General features: G+C 62.1%; 27 protein-coding genes. 7 read left to right on the top strand and 20 right to left on the bottom strand.

What is annotated here, in order from left to right:
• The first annotated feature begins 58 nt into the window (after positions 1 to 58).
• Positions 59 to 1,162 (top strand): site-specific DNA-methyltransferase, encoded by a 1,104-nt coding sequence (locus tag EP376_RS11535; RefSeq protein WP_127655673.1) that lies wholly within the window; start codon positions 59 to 61, stop codon positions 1,160 to 1,162.
• A 188-nt stretch (positions 1,163 to 1,350) separates the two neighbouring features.
• Positions 1,351 to 1,521: an adenylosuccinate lyase gene (locus tag EP376_RS11530; protein ID WP_127655672.1), complete on the top strand. Its 171-nt coding sequence runs from the start codon at positions 1,351 to 1,353 to the stop codon at positions 1,519 to 1,521.
• A gap of 45 nt (positions 1,522 to 1,566) precedes the next feature.
• Here the strand turns inward: EP376_RS11530 and EP376_RS11525 are convergent, their stop codons facing one another.
• The 4 genes from EP376_RS11525 to EP376_RS11510 all read right to left on the bottom strand — a co-directional run bounded on the left by EP376_RS11525 (position 1,567) and on the right by EP376_RS11510 (position 5,754).
• Positions 1,567 to 1,974, bottom strand: coding sequence for a universal stress protein (locus EP376_RS11525; protein WP_127655671.1), 408 nt, complete (start codon positions 1,972 to 1,974; stop codon positions 1,567 to 1,569).
• A 97-nt stretch (positions 1,975 to 2,071) separates the two neighbouring features.
• On the bottom strand, positions 2,072 to 2,971 hold the full coding sequence (locus EP376_RS11520; protein ID WP_127655670.1) for an NAD(P)-dependent oxidoreductase: 900 nt from the start codon (positions 2,969 to 2,971) through the stop codon (positions 2,072 to 2,074).
• Positions 2,972 to 3,005: 34 nt separating this feature from the next.
• Positions 3,006 to 4,508 carry a UxaA family hydrolase gene (locus EP376_RS11515; protein WP_127655669.1) on the bottom strand — a complete coding sequence of 501 codons (1,503 nt, stop codon included), beginning with the start codon at positions 4,506 to 4,508 and terminating at the stop codon, positions 3,006 to 3,008.
• A gap of 76 nt (positions 4,509 to 4,584) precedes the next feature.
• Positions 4,585 to 5,754, bottom strand: coding sequence for a pyridoxal phosphate-dependent aminotransferase (locus EP376_RS11510; protein WP_127655668.1), 1,170 nt, complete (start codon positions 5,752 to 5,754; stop codon positions 4,585 to 4,587).
• Positions 5,755 to 6,065: 311 nt separating this feature from the next.
• Here EP376_RS11510 and EP376_RS23010 point away from each other — a divergent pair, with 311 nt between their 5' ends.
• Both EP376_RS23010 and EP376_RS23520 read left to right on the top strand, forming a co-directional pair.
• Complete coding sequence (locus EP376_RS23010; RefSeq protein ID WP_164744918.1) at positions 6,066 to 6,290, top strand: hypothetical protein; 225 nt, start codon at positions 6,066 to 6,068, stop codon at positions 6,288 to 6,290.
• Between the two features lie 162 nt (positions 6,291 to 6,452).
• Positions 6,453 to 6,578, top strand: coding sequence for a hypothetical protein (locus EP376_RS23520; RefSeq protein WP_255519598.1), 126 nt, complete (start codon positions 6,453 to 6,455; stop codon positions 6,576 to 6,578).
• 66 nt (positions 6,579 to 6,644) lie between these two features.
• Here the strand turns inward: EP376_RS23520 and EP376_RS11500 are convergent, their stop codons facing one another.
• The 5 genes from EP376_RS11500 to pncA all read right to left on the bottom strand — a co-directional run bounded on the left by EP376_RS11500 (position 6,645) and on the right by pncA (position 13,171).
• Positions 6,645 to 8,297, bottom strand: coding sequence for an ABC transporter ATP-binding protein (locus tag EP376_RS11500; RefSeq protein WP_127655666.1), 1,653 nt, complete (start codon positions 8,295 to 8,297; stop codon positions 6,645 to 6,647).
• A gap of 2 nt (positions 8,298 to 8,299) precedes the next feature.
• The gene (locus tag EP376_RS11495; protein WP_127655665.1) at positions 8,300 to 9,364 is read right to left on the bottom strand and encodes an ABC transporter permease; all 1,065 of its coding nucleotides are present in this window, start codon (positions 9,362 to 9,364) and stop codon (positions 8,300 to 8,302) included.
• A 12-nt stretch (positions 9,365 to 9,376) separates the two neighbouring features.
• Positions 9,377 to 10,333, bottom strand: coding sequence for an ABC transporter permease (locus EP376_RS11490; protein ID WP_127655664.1), 957 nt, complete (start codon positions 10,331 to 10,333; stop codon positions 9,377 to 9,379).
• A gap of 154 nt (positions 10,334 to 10,487) precedes the next feature.
• Positions 10,488 to 12,095: an ABC transporter substrate-binding protein gene (locus tag EP376_RS11485; protein WP_127655663.1), complete on the bottom strand. Its 1,608-nt coding sequence runs from the start codon at positions 12,093 to 12,095 to the stop codon at positions 10,488 to 10,490.
• A 479-nt stretch (positions 12,096 to 12,574) separates the two neighbouring features.
• Complete coding sequence (gene pncA, locus EP376_RS11480) at positions 12,575 to 13,171, bottom strand: bifunctional nicotinamidase/pyrazinamidase (RefSeq protein WP_127655662.1); 597 nt, start codon at positions 13,169 to 13,171, stop codon at positions 12,575 to 12,577.
• A 126-nt stretch (positions 13,172 to 13,297) separates the two neighbouring features.
• Between pncA and EP376_RS11475 the strand changes: the two genes are divergently transcribed.
• From EP376_RS11475 to EP376_RS11465, 3 genes are read left to right on the top strand one after another with little or no spacing between them, the layout of a single operon-like run.
• Entirely contained in the window at positions 13,298 to 14,536 is a 1,239-nt protein-coding gene (locus tag EP376_RS11475) for an Hsp70 family protein (RefSeq protein WP_127655661.1), read from the top strand.
• Between the two features lie 42 nt (positions 14,537 to 14,578).
• Positions 14,579 to 15,517, top strand: a complete 939-nt coding sequence (gene trhO, locus EP376_RS11470; RefSeq protein WP_127655660.1) for an oxygen-dependent tRNA uridine(34) hydroxylase TrhO — start codon at positions 14,579 to 14,581, stop codon at positions 15,515 to 15,517.
• Positions 15,514 to 16,566 carry an AbrB family transcriptional regulator gene (locus tag EP376_RS11465; RefSeq protein ID WP_127655659.1) on the top strand — a complete coding sequence of 351 codons (1,053 nt, stop codon included), beginning with the start codon at positions 15,514 to 15,516 and terminating at the stop codon, positions 16,564 to 16,566. Before trhO ends, EP376_RS11465 begins: the two co-directional genes overlap by 4 nt.
• 59 nt (positions 16,567 to 16,625) lie before the next feature.
• Here the strand turns inward: EP376_RS11465 and EP376_RS11460 are convergent, their stop codons facing one another.
• The 11 genes from EP376_RS11460 to bchL form a co-directional block, all read right to left on the bottom strand.
• Positions 16,626 to 17,066 carry a c-type cytochrome gene (locus EP376_RS11460; RefSeq protein WP_127655658.1) on the bottom strand — a complete coding sequence of 147 codons (441 nt, stop codon included), beginning with the start codon at positions 17,064 to 17,066 and terminating at the stop codon, positions 16,626 to 16,628.
• A 116-nt stretch (positions 17,067 to 17,182) separates the two neighbouring features.
• A complete protein-coding gene (hemA, locus tag EP376_RS11455) occupies positions 17,183 to 18,397 on the bottom strand; it encodes a 5-aminolevulinate synthase (RefSeq protein ID WP_127655657.1) in 1,215 nt (404 codons plus the stop codon).
• On the bottom strand, positions 18,387 to 19,205 hold the full coding sequence (gene puhE / locus EP376_RS11450; protein ID WP_127655656.1) for a putative photosynthetic complex assembly protein PuhE: 819 nt from the start codon (positions 19,203 to 19,205) through the stop codon (positions 18,387 to 18,389). The genes hemA and puhE overlap by 11 nt, the downstream gene beginning before the upstream one ends.
• Positions 19,206 to 19,263: 58 nt before the next feature.
• On the bottom strand, positions 19,264 to 20,391 hold the full coding sequence (gene acsF / locus EP376_RS11445) for a magnesium-protoporphyrin IX monomethyl ester (oxidative) cyclase (RefSeq protein ID WP_127655655.1): 1,128 nt from the start codon (positions 20,389 to 20,391) through the stop codon (positions 19,264 to 19,266).
• Positions 20,388 to 20,684 (bottom strand): LbetaH domain-containing protein, encoded by a 297-nt coding sequence (locus EP376_RS11440; protein ID WP_127655654.1) that lies wholly within the window; start codon positions 20,682 to 20,684, stop codon positions 20,388 to 20,390. Before EP376_RS11440 ends, acsF begins: the two co-directional genes overlap by 4 nt.
• Before the next feature lie 51 nt (positions 20,685 to 20,735).
• On the bottom strand, positions 20,736 to 21,155 hold the full coding sequence (gene puhC, locus EP376_RS11435; protein WP_238928857.1) for a photosynthetic complex assembly protein PuhC: 420 nt from the start codon (positions 21,153 to 21,155) through the stop codon (positions 20,736 to 20,738).
• A gap of 57 nt (positions 21,156 to 21,212) precedes the next feature.
• A complete protein-coding gene (gene puhB, locus EP376_RS11430; protein WP_127655652.1) occupies positions 21,213 to 21,857 on the bottom strand; it encodes a photosynthetic complex putative assembly protein PuhB in 645 nt (214 codons plus the stop codon).
• Positions 21,858 to 21,920: 63 nt separating this feature from the next.
• Positions 21,921 to 22,703: a photosynthetic reaction center subunit H gene (gene puhA, locus EP376_RS11425; RefSeq protein WP_127655651.1), complete on the bottom strand. Its 783-nt coding sequence runs from the start codon at positions 22,701 to 22,703 to the stop codon at positions 21,921 to 21,923.
• Positions 22,704 to 22,721: 18 nt separating this feature from the next.
• On the bottom strand, positions 22,722 to 24,152 hold the full coding sequence (locus EP376_RS11420) for a PucC family protein (protein WP_127655650.1): 1,431 nt from the start codon (positions 24,150 to 24,152) through the stop codon (positions 22,722 to 22,724).
• Complete coding sequence (gene bchM / locus EP376_RS11415) at positions 24,149 to 24,841, bottom strand: magnesium protoporphyrin IX methyltransferase (RefSeq protein ID WP_127655649.1); 693 nt, start codon at positions 24,839 to 24,841, stop codon at positions 24,149 to 24,151. Before bchM ends, EP376_RS11420 begins: the two co-directional genes overlap by 4 nt.
• A gap of 2 nt (positions 24,842 to 24,843) precedes the next feature.
• Complete coding sequence (gene bchL / locus EP376_RS11410; protein WP_127655648.1) at positions 24,844 to 25,740, bottom strand: ferredoxin:protochlorophyllide reductase (ATP-dependent) iron-sulfur ATP-binding protein; 897 nt, start codon at positions 25,738 to 25,740, stop codon at positions 24,844 to 24,846.
• Positions 25,741 to 25,786: the final 46 nt, after the last annotated feature.

Raw genomic sequence — 25,786 nt, 5'->3', positions numbered from 1 at the left:
TGACTCATCTTTAGGGCCAACCAACGAGCGCAAAAAGCGCCGGGGACAGAGGCAGAAAATGACGAAAACGAAAGCTCCGGGCGCGCAAGCGCTCCCCCTTAACTCGATTCTTGACGGTGATTGCATCGAAGTGATGCGCAGCCTGCCAGAGGCGTCCGTCGACCTGATCTTTGCCGACCCGCCCTACAACCTCCAACTCCGGGGCGACCTCCATCGGCCCGACAACAGCCGCGTCGATGCGGTCGATGATGACTGGGATCAGTTCTCGTCCTTCGGGGCCTATGACACCTTCACGAAGAACTGGCTTGCTGCGGCACGCCGGCTTCTAAAGCCGAATGGCGCGATCTGGGTCATTGGATCGTATCACAACGTTTTCCGTCTCGGGGCCGAGTTGCAGAACCAGGGGTTCTGGATCCTGAATGACGTGGTCTGGCGCAAGTCCAACCCGATGCCCAACTTCCGGGGCAAACGGCTGACCAATGCCCACGAGACGCTGATCTGGGCCTCCAAGCAGGAAGGCGCGAAATACACGTTCAACTACGAGGCGCTGAAAGAGCTGAACGAGGGCATCCAGATGCGATCGGACTGGGTTCTGCCGATCTGCACCGGCCACGAACGCATCAAGGATGCAAGCGGCGACAAGGCGCACCCGACGCAAAAGCCCGAAAGCCTTCTGCACCGGGTTATCCTCGGGACGACCAACCCCGGCGATGTCGTGCTCGACCCGTTCTTCGGCACCGGCACGACCGGCGCGGTTGCCAAGATGCTGGGCCGCGAGTTCATCGGGATCGAACGCGAAGAGGCCTATCGCAAGGTTGCCGCAAAGCGCATCGAGAACGTTCGCAAGTTCGACAAGGAGGCGCTTCAGGTCACGACGCCCAAGCGCGCCGAACCGCGGGTCGCCTTCGGTGTCCTGGTCGAACGCGGAATGCTTCGCCCCGGCGAAAGGCTGTTCTCGCCACGCGGCAAGACGGCCAAGGTCCGGGCCGACGGCACGCTGATCGGCGAAGACGTCAAGGGGTCGATCCACAAGGTCGGCGCGCATCTGGAAGGCGCCCCGTCCTGCAACGGCTGGACTTACTGGCACTTCAAGAAGGACGGGAAGGACATCCCCATCGACATTCTGCGTCAGCAAATCCGCGCGGAGATGCGCGAGAACTGACGCGACACGGTGTTACCGCCGGTGCCCGTGGCATGACAAACCGCCCGGGCACGAACTGCCCCGCCTTTTGGCGGGGCCTCTTTTTTGCGCAAATCGAACCGATCTCCATCTCGGGCTTTGACGCCGGGTAAACTCGCGCTAAAGTTTTCGGAGCGCCATTTTGCGCATAGCCATGGAGGACCTCCAGAATGACTCTGAAGACCATGACGACTGCCATTGCCCTTATCGTGTTCCCGACACTGTCGTTCGCGATGGGCTGTTCCCTTGAAACGCATACGACGGACACGGCGATGTCCTGCGCCGAGGGAACCATGATGGACAACGAGACCGGCACCTGCGTGCCGGTTGTCACCGGTTAAGAACCGGGACAGGTGCCGCCCCGCCTTATCGGCGGGGCCACTTTCCTAGCGGATGACGTGAACCGAACAATTGGCGTGCCGGACAACCCAATCGGCCGTCGATCCGATGAATACGTCTTTCAAACTGTGCCGATGTGATGCCATGACGATGCAGTCGATACCGTTGTCTTGGGCATGATCGGCGATCCGCCGTCCGGCGTGACCCTCGACAACGACAGCCTTTGCACCGTCCAGCCCGTCTGCGAGCCGTTTCAATTTATGGTCCAGATCGGCGCGCGTCTGGGCAAGGATCTCGGCGGGGATCTGCATTGCCGCATAGGCGGGCATCGTCTCCATCACATGCAGGACGGTAAATTCCGCCCCCTCACCGGCAAGCCGTTTCGCCACCAGAAAAGAGGCCTGCGTGTCATGTGTCTCGTCGAAAATCACGGGCACTAGGATGTTCTTGTACATGGCGGTGTCTCCTCCTGATCCGAAGCTGGGGATCGGAAGAAGTCTGGCCGGGATCGCGCACCCCGGCCTTGAGCCATGTCAAACCGGATGGCGCCGGTCAGTCGTCGTCGTCACCGCGCATGCGGGCCACGTGAAAGTCGACCATCTTCGCGACCATCTCTGACCCGTCGCCGCGGGCGGCGGCCTCGCTCAGCGCGCCAAGGGCGCCTTGCACCATCAGCGAGGTCGATCCGTTGTCGCGCACCATCTGGTCGTAATAGCCCACGTCCTTGGCCGCGTTCTGGATGGAAAAGGCAAGCTGGTCGGGAATTCCGTCGATCGCATAGGCGGCCATGAAATCCATCATGCCCGATCGCAGCGGCCCGGCCGCCATCACGTCGTACAGGGCCTTTCGGTCGATCCCGGCGACATCGGCCATCCCGAACGCCTCTGCCATCGAGTTGGCGACGGTCATGCCGAAGAAGTTGTTGATCAGCTTGACCGTGTGACCCGCGCCCAGCGCCCCGAGGTGAAAGACGTTCTCGCCCAGATCCTGCAGAACCGGCTCGACGCTGGCGAACGCGGCCACATCACCGGCGGCCATGATGTTGAGCTTGCCATCCTTTGCATGGGCCGGCGTCCGGCCCAGTGGTGCATCGAGGTAGCTTGCGCCCGCGGCCTCGACCTCGGCGCCAAGCGTTCGCGTAGAAAGCGGCAGGGACGTACCGAAATCGATCACGCAAGCCCTGGGCCTGACACCCGCGATCACACCATCGGGGCCGCGCATCCGCGACTCGACGCTGGCGCTGGTATCCATACACAGCATGACGATGTCCGATGCGGCAGCGACTTCACGGGCGGTGGCAACTTCGGTGGCGCCTCGCGCCACCGCGGCGTCGACATTCGCGCGCGACCTGTTCGCCATCACCGTCAGGGGATAGCCGCAATCAAGAAGACGCCCTACCATCGCGCTTCCCATGAGGCCCAGCCCGATGAAACCGATCGCTGGTTTGGTCATGTCCGCCATCCTTTCCCCGCCGGTACGGCTGGGTCTACATCACCGCGCCGATCTGCCACGGCACGAATTCATAATCCCCGAGACCCTGAGCCTCGGACTTCGTCTTTTCGCCGCTCGCGACGCGCAGGAACATCTCGTAGATCTCGCGGCCCATCTCTTCGACGCCCAGCCCCTCGCTCAGGATGCGGCCTGCGTCGATATCCATGTCCTCGCTCATCCGGGCAGCCATCTCGGAATTGGTTGCGACCTTGATCGTGGGCGCAGGCTTCGACCCGAAGGCCGACCCCCGGCCGGTGGTGAAACAGACAAGGTTGCAGCCGCCCGCGATCTGGCCCGTCACCGATGCAGGATCATAGCCCGGGCTGTCCATGAAGGTGAACCCGCGGGCGCGCACCTCTTCGGCATACTTATAGACACCGACCAACGGCGTCGTGCCGCCCTTGGCCGCCGCGCCAAGCGATTTCTCGAGGATCGTCGTCAGGCCACCGGCCTTGTTTCCGGGGCTCGGATTGTTGTCCATCGTGCCTTTGTTGCGGGCCGTGTAATCCTCCCACCACTTGATCAGAGAGACGAGTCTTTCGCCCGTCGCCGTGTCGGCGGCCCGTTCGGTTAGCAGGTGTTCGGCGCCATAGATCTCGGGCGTTTCGGCAAGAACCCCGGTGCCACCCTGCGCCACAAGCCTGTCACAGGCGTTGCCCAGCGCCGGGTTCGCGGTGATGCCGGACCAGGCGTCCGATCCGCCGCATTGCAGGGCGACCCTGAGTTCGGAGGCCGGGCACGGCTCCCGTTCGGCCTGATTGGCGAGGGGGAGCATCTCCTCGATCTTGCGAATGCCCAGCTCAACCGTCTTGCGCAGACCTGCGACGTTCTGGATGTTCATCGTCTGGAACAAGGGGCCCTGCTTGAGCCCGTAGGCCTCGAGAAGCCAGTCGATCTGGTTCATCTCGCAGCCCAGCCCGACCATCAGGACGCCCGCGTGATTTGGGTGCTTGGCATAGCCCCACATGACCCTCTGGAGCGCTTCGAACCCGTCACCGTCGCCGGCCATTCCACAGCCCGTGCCATGGACGAATGCGGCGACGCCATCGACGTTGGGATATTCGGCCAATCGCTCCGGGGTGAAATGCGCAGCGATCATCCGGGCCGCGGTGGCCGAACAATTCACCGATGTGACGATCGCGATGTAGTTGCGGGTGCCCACACTGCCATTCTCACGCCGGTACCCCATGAAGGTGTCCGTGGTCGGGGCCGGTGTGGCCGGTCGAAGATTGGTGCTGAACTCATAGCGGCCAGCGACGGGCTGGAACGCAAGATTATGGGTATGCACATGGGTGCCGGCCGCAATGTCCTGCGATGCGACCCCGATGACCTGCGCGAATTTGAGGACGGGTTCCCCCGTCGCGATATCCCGAAGCGCCATCTTGTGGCCGCGCGGAACCGCGTCCACGGCGGTCACGTCGTCATACACCGCACCGGGCGTCAACGCCTCGCGGGCGACGGCAACGGTATCATTGGGGTCGAGTCGAAGGAGGCTCATGGCATCTACCACACTAACATGTCAGTTGGCATCATGACGTGATCCGACGGCGATTGCCAGATCACTCTGCGCTGTGTCAGAGGATTGCCCTTATCCTCTCGATCGCGCGCAGGATGTTCTCGGCCGAGTTGGCATAGGAAAACCGGACATATCCCTCGCCAAAGCGACCAAAGGACGTGCCTGCCACGGTGGCGACACCCGCCTCGTCAAGGAACCGGTTCTGCGCCTCCATCGCCGTCATGCCGGTGCATTCAATATTGGGAAAGGCATAGAAGGCACCCGCCGCATCGGCACAGCGCACGCCGGGAAGCGAGTTCAGCTCGCGCACGATGATCTCTCGCCGCTTGTCGAATTGGGCCACCATGTCGCGGACCTCGTCCTGCGGGCCGGTCAGCGCCGCAAGCCCGGCGTATTGGGCGGATGCATTCACACAGGAATGATCGTTGATACACAGCCGGGTCACATGATCGACGCAGGCATCGGGCCAGACAGCATAGCCCAGCCGCCACCCTGTCATGGCATAGGTCTTCGACCAGCCATCGAGCATGATGAGACGATCCCGGATCTCGGGATATTGCAGGAGCGAGACATGATCGCGCCCGCCGTAGAGCATCTGGGAATAGATCTCGTCGGACATGACGGCCACATGCGGATGATCGGCAAGGCCCGCGACGAATTTGTCGATCTCGTCTTTCGGGGTGACGCCACCGGTCGGGTTCGCGGGCGAATTTATGATGATCAGCCGGGTGCGGGGCGTGATCTGTGCCAGAACCTCTTCGGCAGAGAAGGCAAAGCCGTTCTCTTCTTTCAGGGCGATCGGCACGGGCGTCGCGCCGGAATAGCGGATGACCGATTCGTAGATCGGGAACCCCGGGTTCGGATACATGATCTCGGCGCCCGGCTCCCCGAACATCATGACGGCAAAAAACATCGTCGGTTTGCCACCGGGCACGACCACGACGTTGTCGGGATTCACCTCGACGCCGTGACGCGTGTTCAGATCGGCGGCGACCGCCTCGCGCAGGACGGGCAGGCCGTTGGCCGGCGTATATCCGTGATGGCCATCGCGCAGCGCCTTGACCCCCGCCTCCACGATATGTTCCGGCGTGCGGAAATCGGGCTGTCCGATGCCAAGGTTGATGATGTCACGCCCCTCGGCGGCCAGCTGTCCGGCACGGGCAAGAACGACAAACGCGGATTCGGTGCCAAGCCGTGACAGGCTTTCGGCGAAATGCAGATCGGTCATGTGTCCTCCCCCTATCGGCATGTTTGGGTGAGTCATCCGACAATTCGGCCGCGACCACCAGTCGAAAGGCGCGTCCCCTCAGCGCAGGATCAGGGTTTCGGGTGTCTGGCGGGTGAGCACCTCGGCACCTGTCTGTGTCAGAAGAACGGTGTTCAAGATGAAGTAGTCGACGATCCCCGAGCCATCCTGCCAGTCGCAGCCCGGCGCACCGGGCCGGATCGCATCCGCCGTCCCGGGGGGGCAGGAGAAGGCTCCGCATCTCCAACCCGACGCGATCGACCTGCAACCGTCGTGTTCAAGGCGCGGATCACGTGATCGGCCACATCCTCGTGAGCCGTGTGCCCGAAGAATCGTGCATTCGTGACCTGGTTGGCAATGGTAACCCCTTCCATGGCGCATGCGACAAGGATCATGTCACCGTCTTGCGACGTGATCCGCAGATGAATCTTGCGCGTTCGCACCTAAAACGTTGGGCGATCCCGCGCACGTCGCAGCCCCGAATTTCCTATTTTCGACAGCCGGATGTCGCGTTCTGAACAGTCCGTCACAGCTATGAACACAGGTCTGATCTGCCATGCAAAAATTGCATTGATTTTGGAAATTCCATCCTTGAACGACTCAATTGACCGGCTTAGGTGCCGGATCAGTAGAGCAGTCAAACAGACGCTCAGATTTTCTGCTGGCGCGAGGGTGCTATGTTGACCAAAGACAGTCTGATCCGCGAATACGAAATGCGCGTCCGCCGGGGCAATCTGCCCGGTCTTCTGGTCATGTATGCCCTGCTTGTCGGCACGATGCTCGGCACGGCATACGGGGTCGTCTGAAAGCAGGAAGCCCCCGAAAAATCTTCCGGGGGCCCCTCGATTTCCGATACTCCGCGCTAGCGAAGATCACACATCCGCAGATTCACCGACATTGTCGACGCCGCGCTCCTCGAGAAGCGTGGTCAGCCAGTTCGGGTCCATTTCTGGCACGGAGCTGAGAAGCAGGTCCGTGTAGGGATGGTGCGGCGGCTTGAACATCACGTCCTTCGGACCCTGTTCGACGACCTTGCCGTGTTGCATCACGACCACCTCGTCGGCGATCGACCTGACCGTCGCAAGGTCGTGGGTGATGAACATGTAGGCAAGGTTCAGTTCGTTCTGAAGCCGGTCCAGCAGCCTGAGGATTCCTTCGGCCACCAGCTGGTCCAATGCCGAGGTAACCTCGTCGCAGATGATGAAGGTGGGCTCGGCGGCCAAGGCCCGCGCGATCCCGATCCGCTGCTTCTGGCCGCCCGACAATTCCGGCGGATAGCGGTTGTAGTATTGCGACGGCTCGAGCTCGATCAGATCGAGCAGTTCGTCGACCCGCGCCTTGAGAGCGGCGCCCTCCAGACCGGAGTAGAACTGGGCCGGACGCCCGATGATATCAGCGATCCGCACCTTCGGGTTCAGCGCCGTATCGGCCATCTGGTAGATCATCTGCGACTGGCGCAGCTGATCCTTTGATCTGTCCAGATAGCTGGCCGGCAAGGGCTCCCCCTTGAACAGGACCTGCCCGTTCGACGGAGGCAGAAGCCCGGTGATCACCCGTGCGGTCGTTGATTTGCCTGACCCGGATTCGCCCACGACGGCGACTGTCATGCCTTCGTAAATGTCGAACGACACGTCATCGAGAACCTTGACCCCGCCGGTATAGGCCGCGTCAACATTCTGCACCGAGATCAGGGGGGTGGCATCCTTCGGACGCGCCTTTTGCGGCCTTTGGAAACTGCGCACCGCCCAGAGAGACTTGGTGTAATCCTCTTTCGGGTTCGACAGCATTTCCTCTGTCGGGGCTTCTTCGACTTCATCCCCCTTGAGCAGGACCTTGATCGTGTCGGCCATCTGCGCGACGACGGCAAGGTCATGGGTAATATAGATCGCGGCGGTGTCGAACTGATCGACGATGTCGCGGATCGCCGCGAGAACCTCGATCTGGGTCGTCACGTCCAGCGCGGTCGTGGGCTCGTCAAAGATGATCAGGTCCGGACGACACGCCATGGCCATGGCCGTCATCGCGCGCTGAAGCTGACCACCCGAAACCTGGTGCGGATAACGGAACCCGATCTCCTTGGGGTTAGGCAGACGGAGCCGTTCATACAGCTCCATCGCGTCTTCCTGCGCCTCCAGCCGTTTCTGGATGCGGTAGTGAAGGGGTGCCTCAGTATGCTGATCGATGATCTTGTGCGCCGGGTTGAACGACGCCGCCGCCGATTGCGCGACATAGGCGATCCGCTTGCCGCGCAGGGCGCGCCTTTCGGATTCCGAGGCGGTCGTCAGCTCCATCCCGTCGAACTCGATCGAGCCGCCGGATATCCGGGTCCCGTCACGGGCATAGCCCATGGCGGCGGCGCCGATCGTCGATTTGCCGGCCCCCGACTCCCCGATCAGGCCCATCACCTCACCCTTGTGCAGGGTGAGGTCGACGCCCTTGATGATCGGAACCCACTCTTCGCCGGTATAGCCCTCGATCTTGAGGTCCTTGATTTCGAGCAGGACGGATTTCTTCTTGTCAGCCATTCTTATTGCTCCTTCAGACCAGAGGACCGGAACAGCATCCAGTCGACGACAAAGTTGACCGCAACCGTCAGCAGCGCGATGGCCGCCGCCGGGATGAGCGGGGTAATCTCACCGAACGAGATCAGCGTCGCATTCTCCCGCACCATCGATCCCCAGTCCGCCGTGGGCGGCTGGACACCAAGGCCAAGGAACGAAAGACCGGCGACAAGCAGGAAGACAAAGCAGAATTCCAACCCGAATTCGGCGATCAGCGGGGCCGTCGAGTTGGGAAGGATTTCCCTGCGGATCAGATACCATGTCTTCTCACCGCGCAGTTTCGCGGCCTCGATGTAATCCATGACGACAACGTTGCCGGCCACGGCGCGCGTCAGGCGAAAAACCCTCGGCGCATAGATGATCGCAACCGCGACGATGATCACGATGACCTGCGGCCCGAAGATCGACAGCATCAGGAGCGCGAAGATCAGCGAAGGGATCGACATGATGATATCTGCGATCCGCCCAAGGACCTGGTCGAACCAGCCCCCCTTCGTGGCGGCCAGCAGGCCGGCAAACGCACCCATCAGGAACGCCGCGACCGTAGCCAGAAGGGCAAGGCCGACGGTGTTTCGCGCGCCATAGATGATCCGGCTGAACATGTCCCTGCCAAGCTGATCCGCGCCCAGAAGCATGTTTTCATCCGCTGGGGCAAAGGCCGAAGAGATGACCTCGGATTCGCCATAGGGCGCGATCCAAGGCGCAAAGATGCCGGCGACCGCGTAGGTGAAGATGACAAACATCCCGAAAGAAGCGGTCAGGGGCGCCGTCTTGATCTCTTTCGACAGGTTGTGAGACGTGATCAGCACGAGGAACTCGCGGAAGGCATAGGAAATGCCGGCCGCAAAGGCGATCATGCCCGCGGCGATTGCCACGAACCTAAGTGCGCCAGCCCCGCCCACGATGCCCAGAACAAAGGACACGAGGGTCAGGCTGAAAAGGGTGAGAAACGGCCCCCTCTGGTTCCAGTAGGCCGCGGCACAGGATGTCGCGATCAGAAGACCGAAGTAGGTGATTACGAAAACGCTCATATCTCTGTTCCCTTACTTCGGATGCCGCAGGCGCGGGTTTGTCAGAATTGCGCCGACATCGGCAGCAAGGTTCAGAAGGATGAATGTCCCGGCGAAGATCAGGCAGCAGGCCTGAACGATCGGGAAGTCGCGCTTCGACACCGCGTCGACAAGCGCCTGTCCGATGCCGGGATAGACGAACACCACCTCGACGAGGACGACACCCGTGATCAGGTAAGCGAGGTTCAGCGCCACGACGTTGATGATCGGGGCCCAGGCATTCGGAAGCGCGTGCCGAACGATCACCTTCCACGGTGGCGTGCCCTTGAGGCGGGCCATCTCGATATAGGGAGAGGCGAGAAGGTTGATGATCGCCGCCCTTGTCATGCGCATCATGTGCGCCGTCACGACCAGAACCAGCGTCAGCGCCGGCAGGAACGTGCGCTCAAGCAGCTCCATGATGGTCATGTCCTGACTGAGGCTCGCGATCGCCGGGAACATGCCCCACTTGACCGAGAAATACAGGATCAGGATGTAGCCCAGAAAGAATTCCGGGCTGGAAATCGAGGTCAGCGTCAGGACGTTGGCCACCCGGTCGAAAAGCGTGTTGCGCAGAAGTGCAACGATGATCCCCAGCGTGATCGCGAAGGGAACAGCGATCACCGCGGCATAGGCCGCGAGGAACAGCGTATTCATGAACCGTTCTCCGATCACCGACGACACGCGCTCGCCCGAGATGATGGAGGCCCCGAAGTCACCCTGAATGGCGCCAAGGAGCCATTCGAAATATCGGACCGGGGCGGGGTCGTTCAGACCCATCTGTTCGCGCAAGGCGGCGAGGTTTTCCTCTGTCGCGCCTTGCCCCAGAACCGCTTGCGCAATATCGCCCGGAAGCAGTTCCACCATGAAAAAGATAATAACGGAGATCACAAGCAAGGTAATCAGGCCGTAGCCCAATCGCTTGAGCACCAATGACAGGATGTCCCCCATGTCGCCCTCCAGCTCTCGCAGGGTCGGCCAAGCCGCCTGCGCTGTTTATTCTTACCGCGATGTTGTTCTTGTCACGCCGCGGTTGCGCGATTGGCGCACCCCCGAAGGGATGCGCCGTGATCTTGCCGGAGCGATGCGCCCCGTCATGGGTCTGTTACGACGTGAACCACCAGCGGCTGGCGGCACGAGCACCGTCGTTCTCCCAGCTCGCAGCCAACTGGTCGGGCGTGCCGACGTTGGAGCGGTTGGCATAGACGAAGTTGTTGAAGAACGGGATGACGGTGCCGCCGTCATCACGGGCAAGCATGCCCATTTCGCGATACATCTCGGCGCGACGGGTGTCGTCCAGTTCCGCCTTCGCCTGGATCAGCAGTTCATTGAACCGCTCGTTCTGCCACCGGCTTTCGTTCCAGGCCGCGTCGGACTTGTAGGCCAGCGTGTACATGACGTCCGGCGTCGGACGCGCACCCCAGGAAACCAGCGTGAAGGGCTTCACCAGCCAGACATCGGAGTAGTAACCGTCGTTCGGCTCCCGCACGACGTTGATGTTGATCCCGGCAGCCTTGGCATGTTCGGCATAAAGAACGGCCATGTCGACAGCACCGGCATAAACGCTATCGGCGGTCGACAGGTTGACCGTCAGGCCTTCCATGCCGGCACGGGCCAGAAGCGACTTGGCCTGATCCGGATCATATTCCCGCTGCGGGATATCGTCGGGCCAATAGGGCTGGGCGGGCGAATGGTGGAAATCGTTCGCCTTGGTCGCGGCGCCGAAGGTGATTTTCTCGATGATGTCATCGCGGTCGATCGACAGCTTGAGCGCGTTGCGCACATCCGGGTTGTCAAACGGCGCAGTATCGCAATGCATCGGCATCGTGATCGCACCGGCGGACGGGATGTTGTGGATCGTGATGTTCGGATCACGCGCCAGAAGCGACATGGTCCGCAGCTCGATCAGCGACACGGCATCGACGTCGCCGGTCAGAAGCGCTGTCTGGCGTGCGTTCGGGTCGTTCAGCGTGATCATCTCGACCGCGTCGAAATAGGCGCCTTCACCGTGCCAGCCTTCATGCCGCGTCAGGTAGAAGCGGACACCGAACTGGCCGTCCTCGATCTTGTAGGGGCCAGAGCCGTCGCCGGACTGCCAGTCGATCGTGCCATCGTCATTCGCCGGGCAGATCGCAAAGTGATAGTCGGTCATCAGCCACGGCAGGTCGGCATTGCCACCCGCCAGGACAAAGCGGACGGTGTGATCGCCGTCCTTGACGATGTCCTCGACGTCCGACAGGAGCGCTGCTGCCGCCGAGGTGGTGCCCTCGCCGCGGTGGTGGTTGAAGGACGCGATCACGTCATCGGCGGTGACAGGCCGGCCGGAATGGAAACTGGCGTTCCGGTTAAGCTCGAACGTCCACTCGGATGCGTCGGCCGATGCTTCCCAGCTGTCGGCAATGTCGGGCCCGAGCGAGCCGTCGCCGTTGATCATCGTCATATAGGAACGATGGGTGTGGCCGAGGAAGATCATCGTCCGGGTCACGTAGGTGCCTGGATCATGGGTGTCGGACGTATTGCCGTCATGGATACCCCAGCGGAACGTGCCACCCCGACTTGGCTGTGCCGCTGCTTGTGTCGTCCACAAACCCGTCGCAGCAGACGTCGACAGACCGGCAGCCACCGAATAGTTCATGAAGCTTCGACGAGAGATGCGGCCCTTGCGGGCTTCGTCGGCTAGCTTGTCGATAAGGATTTGATCTTTTCTGGTCATGAGTCCTCCTGACCTTTTTTTGGTACTTCTTCGCCGAAGGAGTGACCTCGGCGTTTCCCGAATTTAAGCGGTAAACCGCAAACGCTCCTTATGAAAACACGAACGTTCGCAGGTATCTACCCAAAATCCCGGGTATTTCCGGTTGCATCCCGGCCCAGATATGGTTCGATATAGGATTCGGCTGGTTTAGGAATGCAGCGCGACAAGCGCCAATTTTTTGCCCAAACGCTTACGATTTAATCGTTTCTTTGATGGCAATTCGGCTCATTCCCAAACGGATGACCGACATCCGGCGGGTCTGCAAGGATTTCCGGCACAACTGAAAAATCGGGGCGATTTCCGCCGGAAAGGCCTCACATCTTTCTGATCGCGGCATGATGCCCCGTGTCGGCGGAAGGCAAATCCCGTCGATCCCGATTGCACCGTCCCGGCGCGGAACCGGGAATTGTGTCGTCAATCCTCGAGGCGCCGGGCGCCAGTCAGGCGAGAGTGATGCCGGAATTCCGCATTCCGTCGAGCGCCGCATCAAGCGATCCGTCAAAGTCGATCGCGCGGCACAGATCGGTCCGGACAGTGACCTGAAACCCGAGGCGCGCGGCATCAAGGGCAGAGTAGTTGACGCAGAAATCCGTCGCGAGGCCGACCAGCGTGAGAGTTTCGATCCCCCGGGTTCTGAGATATCCTTCAAGACCCGTTGGCGTGGTCCGGTCATTTTCGAAAAAGGCGGAATAGCTGTCGATTGCCGGGTTGAAACCTTTCCGGATGATCAAATCGGCGCGATCGATATGCAGATCGGAATGAAAGGCGGCACCGGGGCTGCCCTGTATGCAGTGATCCGGCCAGAGGACCTGAGGCCCATAGGGCATCTCGGTCAGTTCCATCGGCGATTTGCCGGGATGCGCCGAGGCAAATGACGAATGGCCCGCCGGGTGCCAGTCCTGCGTCAGGATAACGGCCGGGGCGTCCGCCATGAGCGAATTGATCCCCGGCACGATGCTGTCGCCGTCGGGAACGGCCAACGCGCCTCCCGGGCAGAAGTCGTTCTGGACATCGATCACCAACAGCGCATGCGTCATTCCGGCCTCCGAGATTTGTCCTTCAAGGTATTCCATCCGACCGTCATCGTGGCAAGCGGTTCACCGGTGTTGACCAGCGCCTCCGGTCGACCTATCCCCGCGCCTTCCCTGCCGGAGCCGCACACCATGCCCGATCCGATCCTCGCCCTCGATTTCGGAACCTCGAATTCCGCGGCCGCCATCCTAGAGGATGGCAAGGCACGGATCATCCCGCTCGAGTCCGCGTCCGAGACGCTGCCCAGCGCAATCTTTCTCGATTTCGACAGCCGCGAGATGCTTTTGGGCGAGGCCGCGATCGCGGCCCTTGTCAGTGGTCAGGAGGGGCGCTTCATGCGCGCCCTCAAGAGCGTTTTGGGAACACCGCTGTTCCATGAAAAACGGCAGTTCCTGAACGAAAGGCGCACCCTGTCGGAGATCGTGACGGAATTCATCGCCAAGATCCGGCATCGCGCCGAAGTCGCCACCGGCCAGCCGTTGCACCGCATTCGCGCCGGACGGCCCGTCCGGTTTCATCATCGTGACGCAGCGCGCAATGCCCGCGCCGAAGAGGATCTCGAGGCTTGTTTGCGCGAGGCCGGGTTTGACGAGATCACCTTCATGTTCGAGCCCGAGGCCGCGGCGCTGGCGGTGGCCGGAGATGAACCGGGGACAGCGCTGATCGTGGATATCGGAGGCGGGACGTCGGATTTCTCGGTCTTTCGGCGAACCGACGGCGGATTCAGTATCCTCGCAAGCCACGGCATCCGGCTGGGCGGAACGGATTTTGACAGGTCCCTCAGCCTTGATCATGTGATGCCATTGCTGGGGAAAGGAACGGATCTGCGCGCGGAAATGGGGCCCGCGCGGCACGCCGCACCCAATGCGATCTTTCACGATCTTTCGACATGGGCCCGCATCCCGTTTCTGTATTCTCCCCAAACCCGGCGGGATGTGGCGCGGATGGTCAAGGTCGCAGTGGAGCCGGACAAGATGCGCCGCCTTGCGACAGTTCTCGAGGATGAACTGGGCCATGACGTGGCGTTCGCCGTCGAACGCGGCAAGATCGCTGCGAACGGCAGCGAGGCTGACACGTCGATCGACCTTGGAATGGTCGAGCGATCCCTGTCGGCCCCCCTCAGTGGGCAGGCGATGGCGAGATCCCTGTCGATAGGCGCCTCCGAGATCGCCACGGCGGCCCTGACCTGCATCGAAGAGGCCGGGATCGATCGGGATGAGGTTGGCCGCGTTGTCCTTGTCGGCGGATCGAGCCTCATGAACGGGGTCTCCGACGCCGTCGCCGAAGCGCTTCCCGCGGCCCGGATCGAACGGGGAAATGCCTTTACCGCGATCATCGCCGGCCTTGCTCTGGCCACCGCCCAGACCTGACCACCCTTGCACAGCCTGACCGGCTGGGCGTATCTGCGGGACATGTTCAAAGTTTCTGCCTTTTATCACTTTACCCCCATCGGGGATCCCGCCGCCATTCGCCAAAAGATCGAAGCGGCAGCGCGGGCGAGGCAGATCCTCGGCACAATTCTTGTGGCCACCGAAGGGCTGAACGGCACCATCGCGGGCGAAGAGGACAGCATCGACGGCATGATGGCATGGCTTGCCGCCCTGCCCGGCTGTGACGGGCTGGACTGGAAGACAAGCCACGCGAGCGAACGGCCATTCGGCAGGTTGCGGGTGCGCCTGAAGAAAGAGATCGTGACGATGGGCGTCCCGACCGTCGATCCGCGCGCGGGCACCGGGCATTATGTCGATTCTGCCGACTGGAACGACTTGATCAGCGATCCAGATGTCGCCGTCATCGACACACGCAACGATTACGAAGTCGAGATCGGAACGTTTCGGGGCGCGATCGATCCGCAAACCAGCAGCTTCGGCGAATTTCCCGAATGGTGGGACCGCAACGCCGACACCTTTCGCGGCAAGAAGATCGCGATGTTCTGCACCGGCGGCATCCGGTGCGAGAAGTCGACGAACTTCCTGCTCTCGAAAGGGGTGGAAGAGGTCTACCACCTCAAGGGCGGTATCCTGAAATACCTCGAAGAGGTGCCCGAAGAACGAAGCCTGTGGAACGGCGAATGTTTCGTGTTCGACGGACGCGTGTCCGTGGGCCACGGCCTGCGGGAGGGAGAGCACATGTTGTGCCATGCCTGTCGCCGACCGCTCCGGCCCGAAGACAGGGACAGAAACACCTTCGAAGAGGGCGTATCCTGCCACCGCTGCCACGACGAGACCACCGAGGCCGACAAGGCCCGGTTTCGCGAACGGCAGCGCCAGATCGTACTGGCGCGCACCCGGGGTGAGGAACATCTGGGCAGGTCGGTCCCTGCCGGGCAGGACAAGGCCTCATCGGCGTGAGCCAGCCAAGGCCACTTGTCAGCCAGGTGCTTGCCCTGGGGCTCGGGTCGGTGTCCGGACTGGCGGCCTCGTTTACCGGTTTGCCCCTGCCGTGGCTTCTGGGCGCGATGATAGGAACGACCGTCGGGGCAGTCGCCGGCGCGCCGATCCGTGGGCCCAACAAGCTCCGGCCATTCGTGATCCCCGTCATCGGCGTCATGCTGGGATCGGGGGTGACCTCGGACATCCTCCAACGCATGCTGGAATTCTGGCCCGCGCTCGTGCTGCTGGTGCCGTTTCTCGCGGTTTCGGCGGCGGCATCCTACGTCGTCTATCGATATCTTGGTCGGTTCGATCCGGTCACGGCCTTCTTCTGCGCAATGCCGGGCGGTCTGAACGACATGATGATCCTCGGCGAACAGGCAGGCGGAAATTCCCGAAGGATCGCATTGGCCCATGCCACGCGGATTCTCGTGGTGATTACCTTCGTTGTTCTGTTCTACGGGTTCTTCCTTGGGGTGGAGTCGGATTCCGGGTCCGGTGGGCGGTTCGTTCCCCTGACGCTGCTGACCCCTTCGGACTGGATCATCCTCGGGGCCTGTGCCGCGATCGGCGCGCCGCTGGCGACACGGCTTGACATGCCGGCGCCGCAGATCGTGGGACCGATGATCCTGAGCGGCGTGGCGCATGGTGTCGGGCTGGTTCACGTGGCTCCGCCCACGATCCTTGTGATCGTGGCACAGATCGTCGTGGGGACTGTCGTCGGCTGCCGGTTTCTTGGGGCGACAGTTCAGGAGATCGGGCGCGAGGTTCTTCTGGGGGGCGGCTCAACGCTGGTCATGATCGGTGTGGCCATTGTCTTTGCGCTGGGGCTGAGCGTGATGTCGGGTGATCCGCTGGAACTGAGCTTTCTTGCGCTATCGCCGGGCGGGCTGACCGAGATGAGCCTTCTGGCGCTGGCGATGGGCCAGGACGTTGTCTATGTCTCGACGATCCACATCATCCGCATCTCGCTCGTCATCGCGCTGGCAGCACCGGCATTTCGGGTGATCCGGCGCATGTCCCGCTGAAACGAAAAAGGGGCCGCCGGATATCCGGTGGCCCCTTTTGAATGTCTTGTCCGAGACGATTACTCGGCAGCCTCGAACGTGGCGAGGTAGGCATAAAGGTTCAGCGCATCTTCTTCGCTGCGAACCTGGAAGGCCATCTTGCCGCGGGCGCGACGATCGTCGAGCGTTTCGCGCAGCCAGCCGGTCGGGTCCTGAACGTAGCCGACGAAGTGCTCCTCGGTCCACATCTCGCCCGCTTCACCCAGCTCGACGAGCCCGTCGGAGTAGCGGAAATCCTCGACCGTGCCGATGCCGCGAGCGGTGACGTTGTAGAGGTTCGGGCCCGTTTGGGCGTTGCGACCGGCAAGCGTTTCGCCTGCGTCGTTCACGACGACGTGGCACGCGACACACTGGCGGTTGAAAGCTTCCTCACCGGCAGCTGCATCGCCGGAGGCATGACCGCCGGCAAAGGCCGGTGCGGAGAGCAGCGCCAAGGCGGCTGCAAATCCGAAATGTTTCATAGGTCTCTCCCTTTCATTTTCTGGTACGACCGAAAGCCCCAGTCCTCTCCAACATAGAAGGCGCAGTGGCAGGGTAAAGCCCATAGCACTTTATTTTGAACGAATTCTTGCCGATCTTATGCGACGGCATGCGCAAGTGCACATTGTCGCCACAGAACGCTGAGGGCCGAGACGAGGTAATCGATATCCTCATCCGTATGCAACGGGGACGGAGTGAATCGCAGCCGCTCCGTGCCCTTGGGGACGGTCGGATAGTTGATCGGCTGCACGTAGATGCCCCATTGATCCATCAGGTAATCGGCCAGCATCCGGGTCTTGACCGGATCGCCGATCATGACCGGAACGATATGGCTGTCGTTCTTCATGTGCGGGATGCCTTCACGGTCGAGTGCCGCACGAAGGCGTGCGACCTGCCTCCGCTGACCGGCACGTTCCATTTCACTGGATTTCAGATGCGCGATCGAGGTCCGGGCCGCGACGGCGACAGCCGGCGGAAGCGCCGTGGTAAAGATGAACCCGCTGGCGAACGAGCGGATGAAATCGCACAATGCGGCCGATCCGGTGATGTATCCGCCGACGCAGCCATAGGCCTTGCCCAGCGTGCCCTCGATCAGGGTGATCCGGTCCATCAGCCCTTCGCGCTCGGCGACGCCGCCACCGCGCGGGCCATACATGCCCACCGCGTGAACCTCGTCGATATAGGTCATGGCGCCGAATTCCTCGGCGGCCTCGACGATCTCGCGGATCGGCGCGATGTCGCCATCCATCGAATAGACCGACTCGAAGGCGACGATCTTGGGGATATCGGCAGGCAGACGCGCCAGATGCGACCGCAAGTCGGCGACGTCATTATGCTTCCAGATGATCTTGTGCGCCTTGGAATGGCGGATGCCCTCGATCATCGAGGCGTGGTTTCCCGAATCCGACAGGATCACGCAATTCTCGAGCCGCGACCCGAGGCAGGACAAAGCCGACCAGTTCGACACGTAGCCCGAGGTGAACAGAAGGGCCGCCTCCTTGCCGTGCAGGTCGGCCAGCTCTTCTTCGAGCCGCAGGTGATCGTGATTGGTGCCCGAGATGTTGCGCGTGCCACCGGCACCGGTGCCGGAATTGCGCACCGCCTCGCACATCGCGTCGATTACCTTGGGATGCTGGCCCATTCCGAGATAATCGTTGGAACACCAGACGGTGACGTCGCGCACACCGTTGTCGTCGTGGCTTGCCGCGCGGGGAAACTTGCCACACTTGCGCTCCAGCTCGGCGAAATAGCGATAGTTGCCATCGGCTTTGAGCCTGTCGAGTTGCTCGTTGAATAGGGCATCAAAGTCCATCTTTTTGTCCTTCGTCTTCTCGGATTGTTTTGGGCGAAGGAAGCATCCAGCGCCAGAGTTTCGCATCAGGCAGCGGCACCACCATCAGCCAGTGTTCAAGGAGCGCGAGTCCGGAGAGGACCGCCAGCAGCATGAAATGCACCTGGTTCGCAACGGTGTCGGCAGCGATCAGCCGTTCCGTGAAACAGCCGACCGCAAAAGTCAGCGCCGTGATCGACGCCGGGAACATCAGCGTTACGGGACCACGGCGGAAATAGCTTTTCAGATGAACGAGCCGGGCCGGGACGAATTCCAGATTTATCCGGGGGGCGCCGAGAAACAGGTTCAGCTTCGCCGAGATGCGCGCCACGTAGAGCACCAGATAGGTCCAGAGCGCGGTGCCGCCGGTATCCGACGCGCTGACCACCACGATCGCCAGAAGGCCAAGCGTCAGGGCGATCTCGTGATGGGCCACGGTGTTCCACGCCCGGAAGAATCGCGCAGCGCCGGTCAGACCGGGGGGGCAATCCTCTCGTTCCGGGCCTGTGATGATCCCCGTCAGGAAGGCCATCTCGATCCAGCCCCAGATGGCCAGCGCACCAAGGAACCCGGCATAGACACCGCCCAGCCCCGGATCATTGAGTGAGGCAATGACCCCCGCAGCCCCGAGGGCCAGAAGCGGGACCGCACCAAAAAGCGCGAGCCCATGGGCCGCGTTCTGACGGCCGTCCGCCTGTCTGTCGGCCCAGCGCACCGCCACGAGGATCACCCCCGTGGCGAACCACCATACGAACACCGCCAATGCCGCCGCGATCCACGGAGAGGTCATGTCAAAGCCCCTCCCGTTTTCGCGGCGTCATGCCGGCATCCTATGATGGCACGCTGGGTCAATATGCCGGTTCCAGACGCGTATCGACGGGAACGTCGTTCTTGACCGACGGGATCGTCAGAAGCGACAGGAAGGCAAGGCCCGCCTTGGCCGATCCGGCCAGCTGCGACAGCTTCCCGGCCACGCCACCGGCCTTCTTGGCCGCGGTGATCTGACGGTTGGCGGCCTCCAGCCGGTCGAGCCCGCGCCGCCAGCGCGGATGGTCGATGTCCAGCGTCAGCGGAAACACCTGGCGGCTGATCTCGGATGTCTTGCGGAAGACCTCCTGACCATACCACACCGGATCGACGCCAAGCGCCTTGTGGAAGGCCGGGCGCTGGTGATCGCGCACCCACATGGTGGAGAAGACAGCCGTCAAGAAGAACTTGATCCACAGCTTGTTGACGCCGGTGGTCAGCTTGGGATCGGTCTTCATCAGCAGGGCGAACGCTTCGCCATGGCTGAACTCGTCGTTGCACCATTCCTTGAACCACTTGAAGATCGGGTGGAACCGAAGCTCGGGATTGGCCTCGAGATGGCGATAGATGGTGATATACCGCGCATAGCCGATCTTTTCGGACAGATAGGTCGCGTAATAGATGAACTTCGGCCGGAAGTAGGTGTACTTCTTCGCCTGCGTGAGAAACCCGAGATTCACGGCGATCCCTGCCTCGCGCAGCGCATCGTTGATGAAACCGGCATGCCGGGCCTCGTCGCGGGCCATCAGCTGGAACAGGGTCGTGATGTCGGAATTCGATCCCCGGCGCTTCATCTCCTTATAGAGGACGCAGCCCGAGAATTCGGCGGTGCAGCTCGAGATCAGGAAGTCGATGAATTCACCGCGCAGTTCCGGGTCCATCCCGTCCCAGTCGATGTGATCCCAGTCTTCGTTCTTCTTGAAGTGGCCCTTATTGGGATCGGCCTTCATCGCAGCGATCAGCTTGTCCCAGTCTTCGCGGACGGGGCTGACGTCGATGGCATCCATCTCGTCGAAATCGGTGGTATAGAACCGCGGCGTCAGAAGCGTGTTCTGCATCGCGACGGCGGTGGCCGCTTTGCTGTCGACGGGCGCCGACATGTTCTGCGCGGCAAGACCCTCTTCGGCGGTCGCGGCGTCGGCGGAATGGGTCGAGGATTGCATGTTCATGACAGTGCCTCCCCGGAGAATGAGAATTCGCAAAGTTCCATGAACTCGAAATCTCCGGTGGCCCGTGTCCAAAGCTGCTCGAGACGGCTGGCGCGGGTGATCCGGGCAAGCCGCTTTTCTTCTACGATCTCGCCATAGGGCGCCATGATCTCCGGTCCTTCGACCAGAACGGTATCCCCGGGGTGGATGACGGTGCCGTCATCGAACCGGACATGCGCCGATAGCTCCTCGAAGCGATGGCTGATGGTGACCGTGCAGGGCGCGGTCTCCGTTTCCTTGGTAATCAGTCCCATGATGTGTTCCCTTTCATGCTGGATCCGGCTGGCGAGGCCGGACCTTGGGTCCTAGTTCATAAGCCGGGCAAAGGAGGCGACGTTGTCCGCCCCATAGCCGATAAGCTCGATCACGTTGTCAGTGCTGTCGTCGATAATGGCGATATGCCCGTTGTCGCGCAGAACGATGCGAAACGGCTCGGACGAAGAGACGTTGTGCAGCATCCTTTCGCGATCCATCACGCGGCCGATCACGCCGACGAAACCGTTCTTGTTCTGGGCCGAGTTGACCAGAACCTCGCCGGTCAGCGCGTCGGTTGCGACGTAGTTGCCCGTCCGGTCGCCCGAAAGGTGGATCGACCGTTCCTGAACGATCGGGGCCTCGATGAGGACACCCACCTGCGGGCGATCGGTCAGCTGGGCGAACGCGACCAGCGCGACCGAGGCGATCATCAGGCCGAACATGGCCTGAACCAGGATACGCGGGACCATTTCCTTGTCCCGGTTCCGCATTTGTTGCTGAAGATCTGTCATTGATCTGTCTCCCGGTTATTCGGCGGCCACGGCACTGCCATTGGCAGGCGTCGAGACTTTCGCGACTTGGGGCTGGTTGATCCGCGTTTCGGCGGCGTCGGCAAGGATGCCGGCCACCTTCTCGGCATCGGGGATGCAGCGCAGCGCAGGCTGGGTCCGGGCCATGTACCACGGCCGAACATGGGGCCAGGTCATCAGATAGCTGAGCCGGTCGTCGCCGATCAGTTCCATCGCGATGGTGCCGGTGCCATCCTTGCGCGCATCAAGCTTGGCAGTGCCGATGCAGACGTAGGGCAGGTTCAGCGTCATCGTCAGGGCGGCGCCGATCCGCATCGCGACCCGTTTGTTCGTCAGGGTATAAACGGTCGAGCGGGCCTGCACATAGGCAATGCCGTAAAGGATCGCGCAGGCAATGACGCCGGCCAGAACGAACGGCACCGCGTGCATGATCGACTCGGCAAGCGTGAATTCGGCGCTGGACACACCGACGCGCCAGATCGTGAGAACCGCGAAATAGCCGGCCACCCAGCGCAGGCCAAGGGCCTCGCGTGCAAGCCGCCGGGGATTGGGGCTGCCTTGCCAGAGGATATGTTCGTCCTCCGGAAGCTTGCCCGGCAATCCCCTGACCGGCTCAAAGTTGAAATCGTCGTGGTGGCTCATGTCGTCTCTCCCGGTTCGGGTTGTCATGCGGGGCCAGTGGCTGACCGGCCCCGCCTTGCAGTCTTAGAGCTGGGTCGCGCGACGCGCGGGATCGGCGAACAGCGTCCCACCGGCAAACCAGGCCATGATCTTTTCTTCTTCGAGAAGGGTGATCTGATCCGCGGATTTCGGCTGCGGGATCCCTTCGAAATTGTGCCCATAGAGCGACCGGACAGCGACACGGTCGGATTTGATCCGGCACATGTTGATCGGGATGATCCGGTGCTGACCGTTGCCCTCGGGATTGAGGTCCATCACGAGGAACCGGACAAGGCTCTCGGGCACGTCGACCAGCATATCGACCACGCGGCCGACGACTTCCTTGTCGCCGGCAACGACGGCAAGTCCGCGCGGGTCACGACCGGCCGAAACCTTGAAGTCCTCAAGCTGGGAAAGCGGGCGGATCTTCACATGGCCGTGGCCATCAAGCTCGGGCTCGTCGCGGCGCGGCGCCCAGGCAGCCGGGCCGACGCCGTCAACCATCGGATCACCGGTGGGCTCGTAAGGCGAACCTGCCGACTTGGCCGTGCGCTCGAGCGCGAGATCGGTCCGTGCATGTGCGGCCTCGTTCTCTTCGCTAGGGACGGTCAGTTCGCCGCGCCCGTGGGGCAGCTTGAACGTCTTGGGCTTGGGAACGGGAAACGGGCCCTGGTTCGGCGCGAGGTTTCCGTCATCGTCCTGAAGCGGATAGCCTTCACGCATGTTTTCAGTCTGGATGTAGTAGATCAGCCCGGCGAAAAAGATCCAGAAGAGCCAGATCGCAGCGCTCGCCAGATCGAAATCGCCGAAGAATGTTGTACCGACCATGGTGTGTTCCTCCTTGGATCAGGTCGGGAATTCGGTGAGCCGAAGCCCTGCCGAATCCTCGTGGCGACGCGCCCGATGCCGCGCGAGCGGACCGAGCACGATGAGTGTGATGAACAAAAGGCCGATCTCGGTGTGATAGACGACCGAGTAGCCGGTGGCAGGCGTGGCGAGCGCCTCTCCGAGCACGCCGTTCCCGGCGGCGTGATTCACGAGGTCACGGATCGTGCCCCCGATGAAGATCGAAAGCCCAGCGCCGGTGGCCTGCGCGGCCCCCCATGCACCAAGGGCAAGGCCCCGGCCCGCGGCACCGCGGGTGGGCATCGTCATGGCCGCTGTCAGCGTGGCCACGGAAAACAGGCCGCCGCCCATTCCGATCAGGAACGCACCCGTAAAGAACAGCGCGGGTGAACCGATCGGTGCTGCGAAGATGACGGCGGAGAAGGCGGCAAGACCCACGAGGATCCCGCGCGCGCCCATCCGGTAGACGTTGATCCCTTGCGACAGCCACTTGGCGGCAAGGCCAAACCCCAGAAGCGCGCCGCCGGCCCACATCGCGGTCAGTAGCGTGGTGGACGACACCGACATTCCCAGGATCTCGCCCCCGTAGGGTTCGAGCAGCACATCCTGCATGTTGAACGCCATCGTCCCCAAGAGGACGACAACAACCAGACGACCGGCATCACCACCGGCGGCGAAGTCCCGCCAGGCATCGCGGAACAGCGGGCGCGGTGCCTCGCGTTCGGCGCGGCTCATCGGAGACATCTTTTCCTGCTTCCACAGGGCGATCAGGTTGAGCGAAATCGTCACGACTGCCGTACCCTGAACAACCTGCACCAGCCGCAGCGCCGAGAAATCGCGCAAGAGCGTGCCGATCACGATGGCAGACAGGGCCATGCCGATCAGGAACATGACATAAAGCAGCGCCACGACCTTGGGACGGGTCTCTTCGTCGGCGCGGTCGGCCGCAAGGGCAAGACCGGCGGTCTGCGTCATGTGCATGCCAAGGCCTGTCAGCAGGAAGGCCAGCGCGGCCCCCACCTGACCGGCCCAGCCGGCATCCAGTGTCCGGTCACCCGACAGCACCAGAAGCGCCATCGGCATGATGGCGAGCCCGCCAAACTGATAGAGCGTGCCGAACCACAGATAGGGAACGCGCTTCCACCCGATGGCGGAGCGATATGTATCGGACCGGAACCCCAGAAGCGCGCGGAACGGCGCCACCAGAACCGGAATCGCGATCATCGCGGCGACGATCATGGCGCTGAGCGAAAGCTCGACGATCATGACGCGGTTCAAGGTACCCAGGAGCAGCACCGTCGCCATGCCGACACTGATCTGGAACAGCGACAGACGCAGCAATTGCCCGATCGGCAGTCCCTCGCTTGCGGCATCCGCAAAAGGCAGGGTGCGCATGGTCAGCGTCTTGAGGAAGTTGGCCTTGAAGATCACGACTGATTCTCCTCGTAGCAAAGTGCCGTCGAGATGTAGAAACCCGATGTGACCCGGTCGATCTCGCTCAGGCGGCCGGGAAGACCGGCGGCGCGCAGCGCCTGCGCCACACCGCGGGAGCTGTGCGGAACCATGACCGGTGATCTGTCAGAGCGCGGAAACAGCTTGCCCAGACGCCACATCGCCATCAGAAGCGTGGTCTTTGGCGGCAAGGTGAAGACGAACTTGCCCGACAGTCGCGGCGCGATCGCGCTCACGATGCCGGCAATATCTTCGGGCCCGTAATAGATCATCGAATCCATCGCCAGCGCATGATCGAACCGGCCCAGCGCCGCATCCGTCATGTCGCCCGAACGAAAATCGATCCGCTGCGCAACATTGGCAGGCACCCTGTCGCGGGCGATCTCGATCAGCGCGGGCGAGATATCGATCGCCGTGACCTCGGCCCCGCGTTCGGCAAGCGCGACAGCCATCGCACCCGTGCCGCAACCGGCGTCCAGAACCCGGGCGCCCGACAGATCGGCCGGCAACTGTGCCAGCATCAGATCGCGCATCCGGTCGCGGCCCGCCCGAACGGTCGCGCGCACACCCGACACGGGGGCGTCCGAAGTCAGACGCTCCCAGACCTTGGTGGCGCTGCGGTCGAAATAATGTTCGACCCTGTCACGCGTGGCGGAATAGGCGGTCATTCTCAGTCAAACCCCAGCAGTTCAAAGATTTCCCGATCCGGCAGGGATTCCGGCATCAGCGGATCGGAGCCGCGCCAGAGGCTTTCGGCCAGGCGGACATATTCGGCGCGTGCCGTCAGGATGTCTTCCTCGTCGGGCATCTCGAAGAGTGTCTTCTTCTTGAGGCGTGACCGGCGGATGGCGTCGAAATCGGGCATATGCGCGATGCGGTTGAACCCGACCTTTTCGCAGTAGCGATCAACCTCGTCGGTATCGCGGGACCGGTTGGCAACGCAGCCCGCCAGCCGGACCTTGTAATTGGCCGATTTGGCCTGAACCGCGGCGATGATCCGGTTCATGGCATAAATGCTGTCGAAATCGTTCGCGGTGACGATCACGGCGCGGTCGGCATGCTGAAGCGGGGCGGCAAAGCCACCGCAGACGACATCGCCGAGAACATCGAAGATGACGACGTCGGTCTCCTCGAGCATGTGATGCTGCTTGAGAAGCTTCACCGTCTGACCCACGACATATCCGCCGCACCCGGTGCCCGCAGGCGGACCGCCGGCCTCGACGCATTGAACACCGCCCCAGCCTTCGGTCACGAAATCCTCGGGCCGCAGTTCCTCGGAATGGAAATCGACCTCCTTGAGGATGTCGATCACGGTGGGCTGCAACTGGCCAGTCAGGGTGAAGGTGCTGTCATGTTTCGGATCACAGCCGATCTGAAGAACGCGCTTTCCCATGCTGGCAAAGGCCGCAGACAGGTTGGACGAGGTTGTCGATTTCCCGATCCCGCCCTTCCCGTAGACGGAAAAGACCTTGGCCCCTTCGATCTTCATCTCCGGGTCCTGATGCACCTGAACCGAGCCTTCTCCGTCAAGGCCTTTCAGGTTCGGAACTTCGTCTCTCGGGCTCATGCGAGCCTCCTTTCGGTTTGGGCGAGGGCCCTGTCAGTCTTGGGCG

The organism is Alexandriicola marinus (genome assembly GCF_004000435.1).
Taxonomy (GTDB): Bacteria; Pseudomonadota; Alphaproteobacteria; order Rhodobacterales; family Rhodobacteraceae; genus Alexandriicola; species Alexandriicola marinus.
This window is presented reverse-complemented; position numbering and strand designations above follow the sequence as displayed.

What these genes read in the sequence shown, in the direction of transcription:
- EP376_RS11440 (WP_127655654.1), bottom strand. Translation starts at nt 20,684, where the DNA reads ATGGGACTGATTACCAAGGAAACGGAGACCGCGCCCTGCACGGTCACC.
- puhA (WP_127655651.1), bottom strand. Translation starts at nt 22,703, where the DNA reads ATGGTCGGTACAACATTCTTCGGCGATTTCGATCTGGCGAGCGCTGCG.
- bchM (WP_127655649.1), bottom strand. Translation starts at nt 24,841, where the DNA reads ATGACCGCCTATTCCGCCACGCGTGACAGGGTCGAACATTATTTCGAC.
- EP376_RS11510 (WP_127655668.1), bottom strand. Translation starts at nt 5,754, where the DNA reads ATGACCGATCTGCATTTCGCCGAAAGCCTGTCACGGCTTGGCACCGAA.
- acsF (WP_127655655.1), bottom strand. Translation starts at nt 20,391, where the DNA reads ATGAACATGCAATCCTCGACCCATTCCGCCGACGCCGCGACCGCCGAA.
- EP376_RS11490 (WP_127655664.1), bottom strand. Translation starts at nt 10,333, where the DNA reads ATGGGGGACATCCTGTCATTGGTGCTCAAGCGATTGGGCTACGGCCTG.
- EP376_RS11485 (WP_127655663.1), bottom strand. Translation starts at nt 12,095, where the DNA reads ATGACCAGAAAAGATCAAATCCTTATCGACAAGCTAGCCGACGAAGCC.
- puhE (WP_127655656.1), bottom strand. Translation starts at nt 19,205, where the DNA reads ATGACCTCTCCGTGGATCGCGGCGGCATTGGCGGTGTTCGTATGGTGG.
- EP376_RS11495 (WP_127655665.1), bottom strand. Translation starts at nt 9,364, where the DNA reads ATGAGCGTTTTCGTAATCACCTACTTCGGTCTTCTGATCGCGACATCC.
- EP376_RS11520 (WP_127655670.1), bottom strand. Translation starts at nt 2,971, where the DNA reads ATGACCAAACCAGCGATCGGTTTCATCGGGCTGGGCCTCATGGGAAGC.
- EP376_RS11515 (WP_127655669.1), bottom strand. Translation starts at nt 4,508, where the DNA reads ATGAGCCTCCTTCGACTCGACCCCAATGATACCGTTGCCGTCGCCCGC.
- EP376_RS11535 (WP_127655673.1), top strand. Translation starts at nt 59, where the DNA reads ATGACGAAAACGAAAGCTCCGGGCGCGCAAGCGCTCCCCCTTAACTCG.
- puhC (WP_238928857.1), bottom strand. Translation starts at nt 21,155, where the DNA reads ATGGTCCCGCGTATCCTGGTTCAGGCCATGTTCGGCCTGATGATCGCC.
- EP376_RS11530 (WP_127655672.1), top strand. Translation starts at nt 1,351, where the DNA reads ATGACTCTGAAGACCATGACGACTGCCATTGCCCTTATCGTGTTCCCG.
- pncA (WP_127655662.1), bottom strand. Translation starts at nt 13,171, where the DNA reads ATGACGCATGCGCTGTTGGTGATCGATGTCCAGAACGACTTCTGCCCG.
- EP376_RS11460 (WP_127655658.1), bottom strand. Translation starts at nt 17,066, where the DNA reads ATGAAACATTTCGGATTTGCAGCCGCCTTGGCGCTGCTCTCCGCACCG.
- EP376_RS11475 (WP_127655661.1), top strand. Translation starts at nt 13,298, where the DNA reads ATGCCCGATCCGATCCTCGCCCTCGATTTCGGAACCTCGAATTCCGCG.
- EP376_RS11500 (WP_127655666.1), bottom strand. Translation starts at nt 8,297, where the DNA reads ATGGCTGACAAGAAGAAATCCGTCCTGCTCGAAATCAAGGACCTCAAG.
- puhB (WP_127655652.1), bottom strand. Translation starts at nt 21,857, where the DNA reads ATGAGCCACCACGACGATTTCAACTTTGAGCCGGTCAGGGGATTGCCG.
- hemA (WP_127655657.1), bottom strand. Translation starts at nt 18,397, where the DNA reads ATGGACTTTGATGCCCTATTCAACGAGCAACTCGACAGGCTCAAAGCC.
- EP376_RS11525 (WP_127655671.1), bottom strand. Translation starts at nt 1,974, where the DNA reads ATGTACAAGAACATCCTAGTGCCCGTGATTTTCGACGAGACACATGAC.
- trhO (WP_127655660.1), top strand. Translation starts at nt 14,579, where the DNA reads ATGTTCAAAGTTTCTGCCTTTTATCACTTTACCCCCATCGGGGATCCC.
- bchL (WP_127655648.1), bottom strand. Translation starts at nt 25,740, where the DNA reads ATGAGCCCGAGAGACGAAGTTCCGAACCTGAAAGGCCTTGACGGAGAA.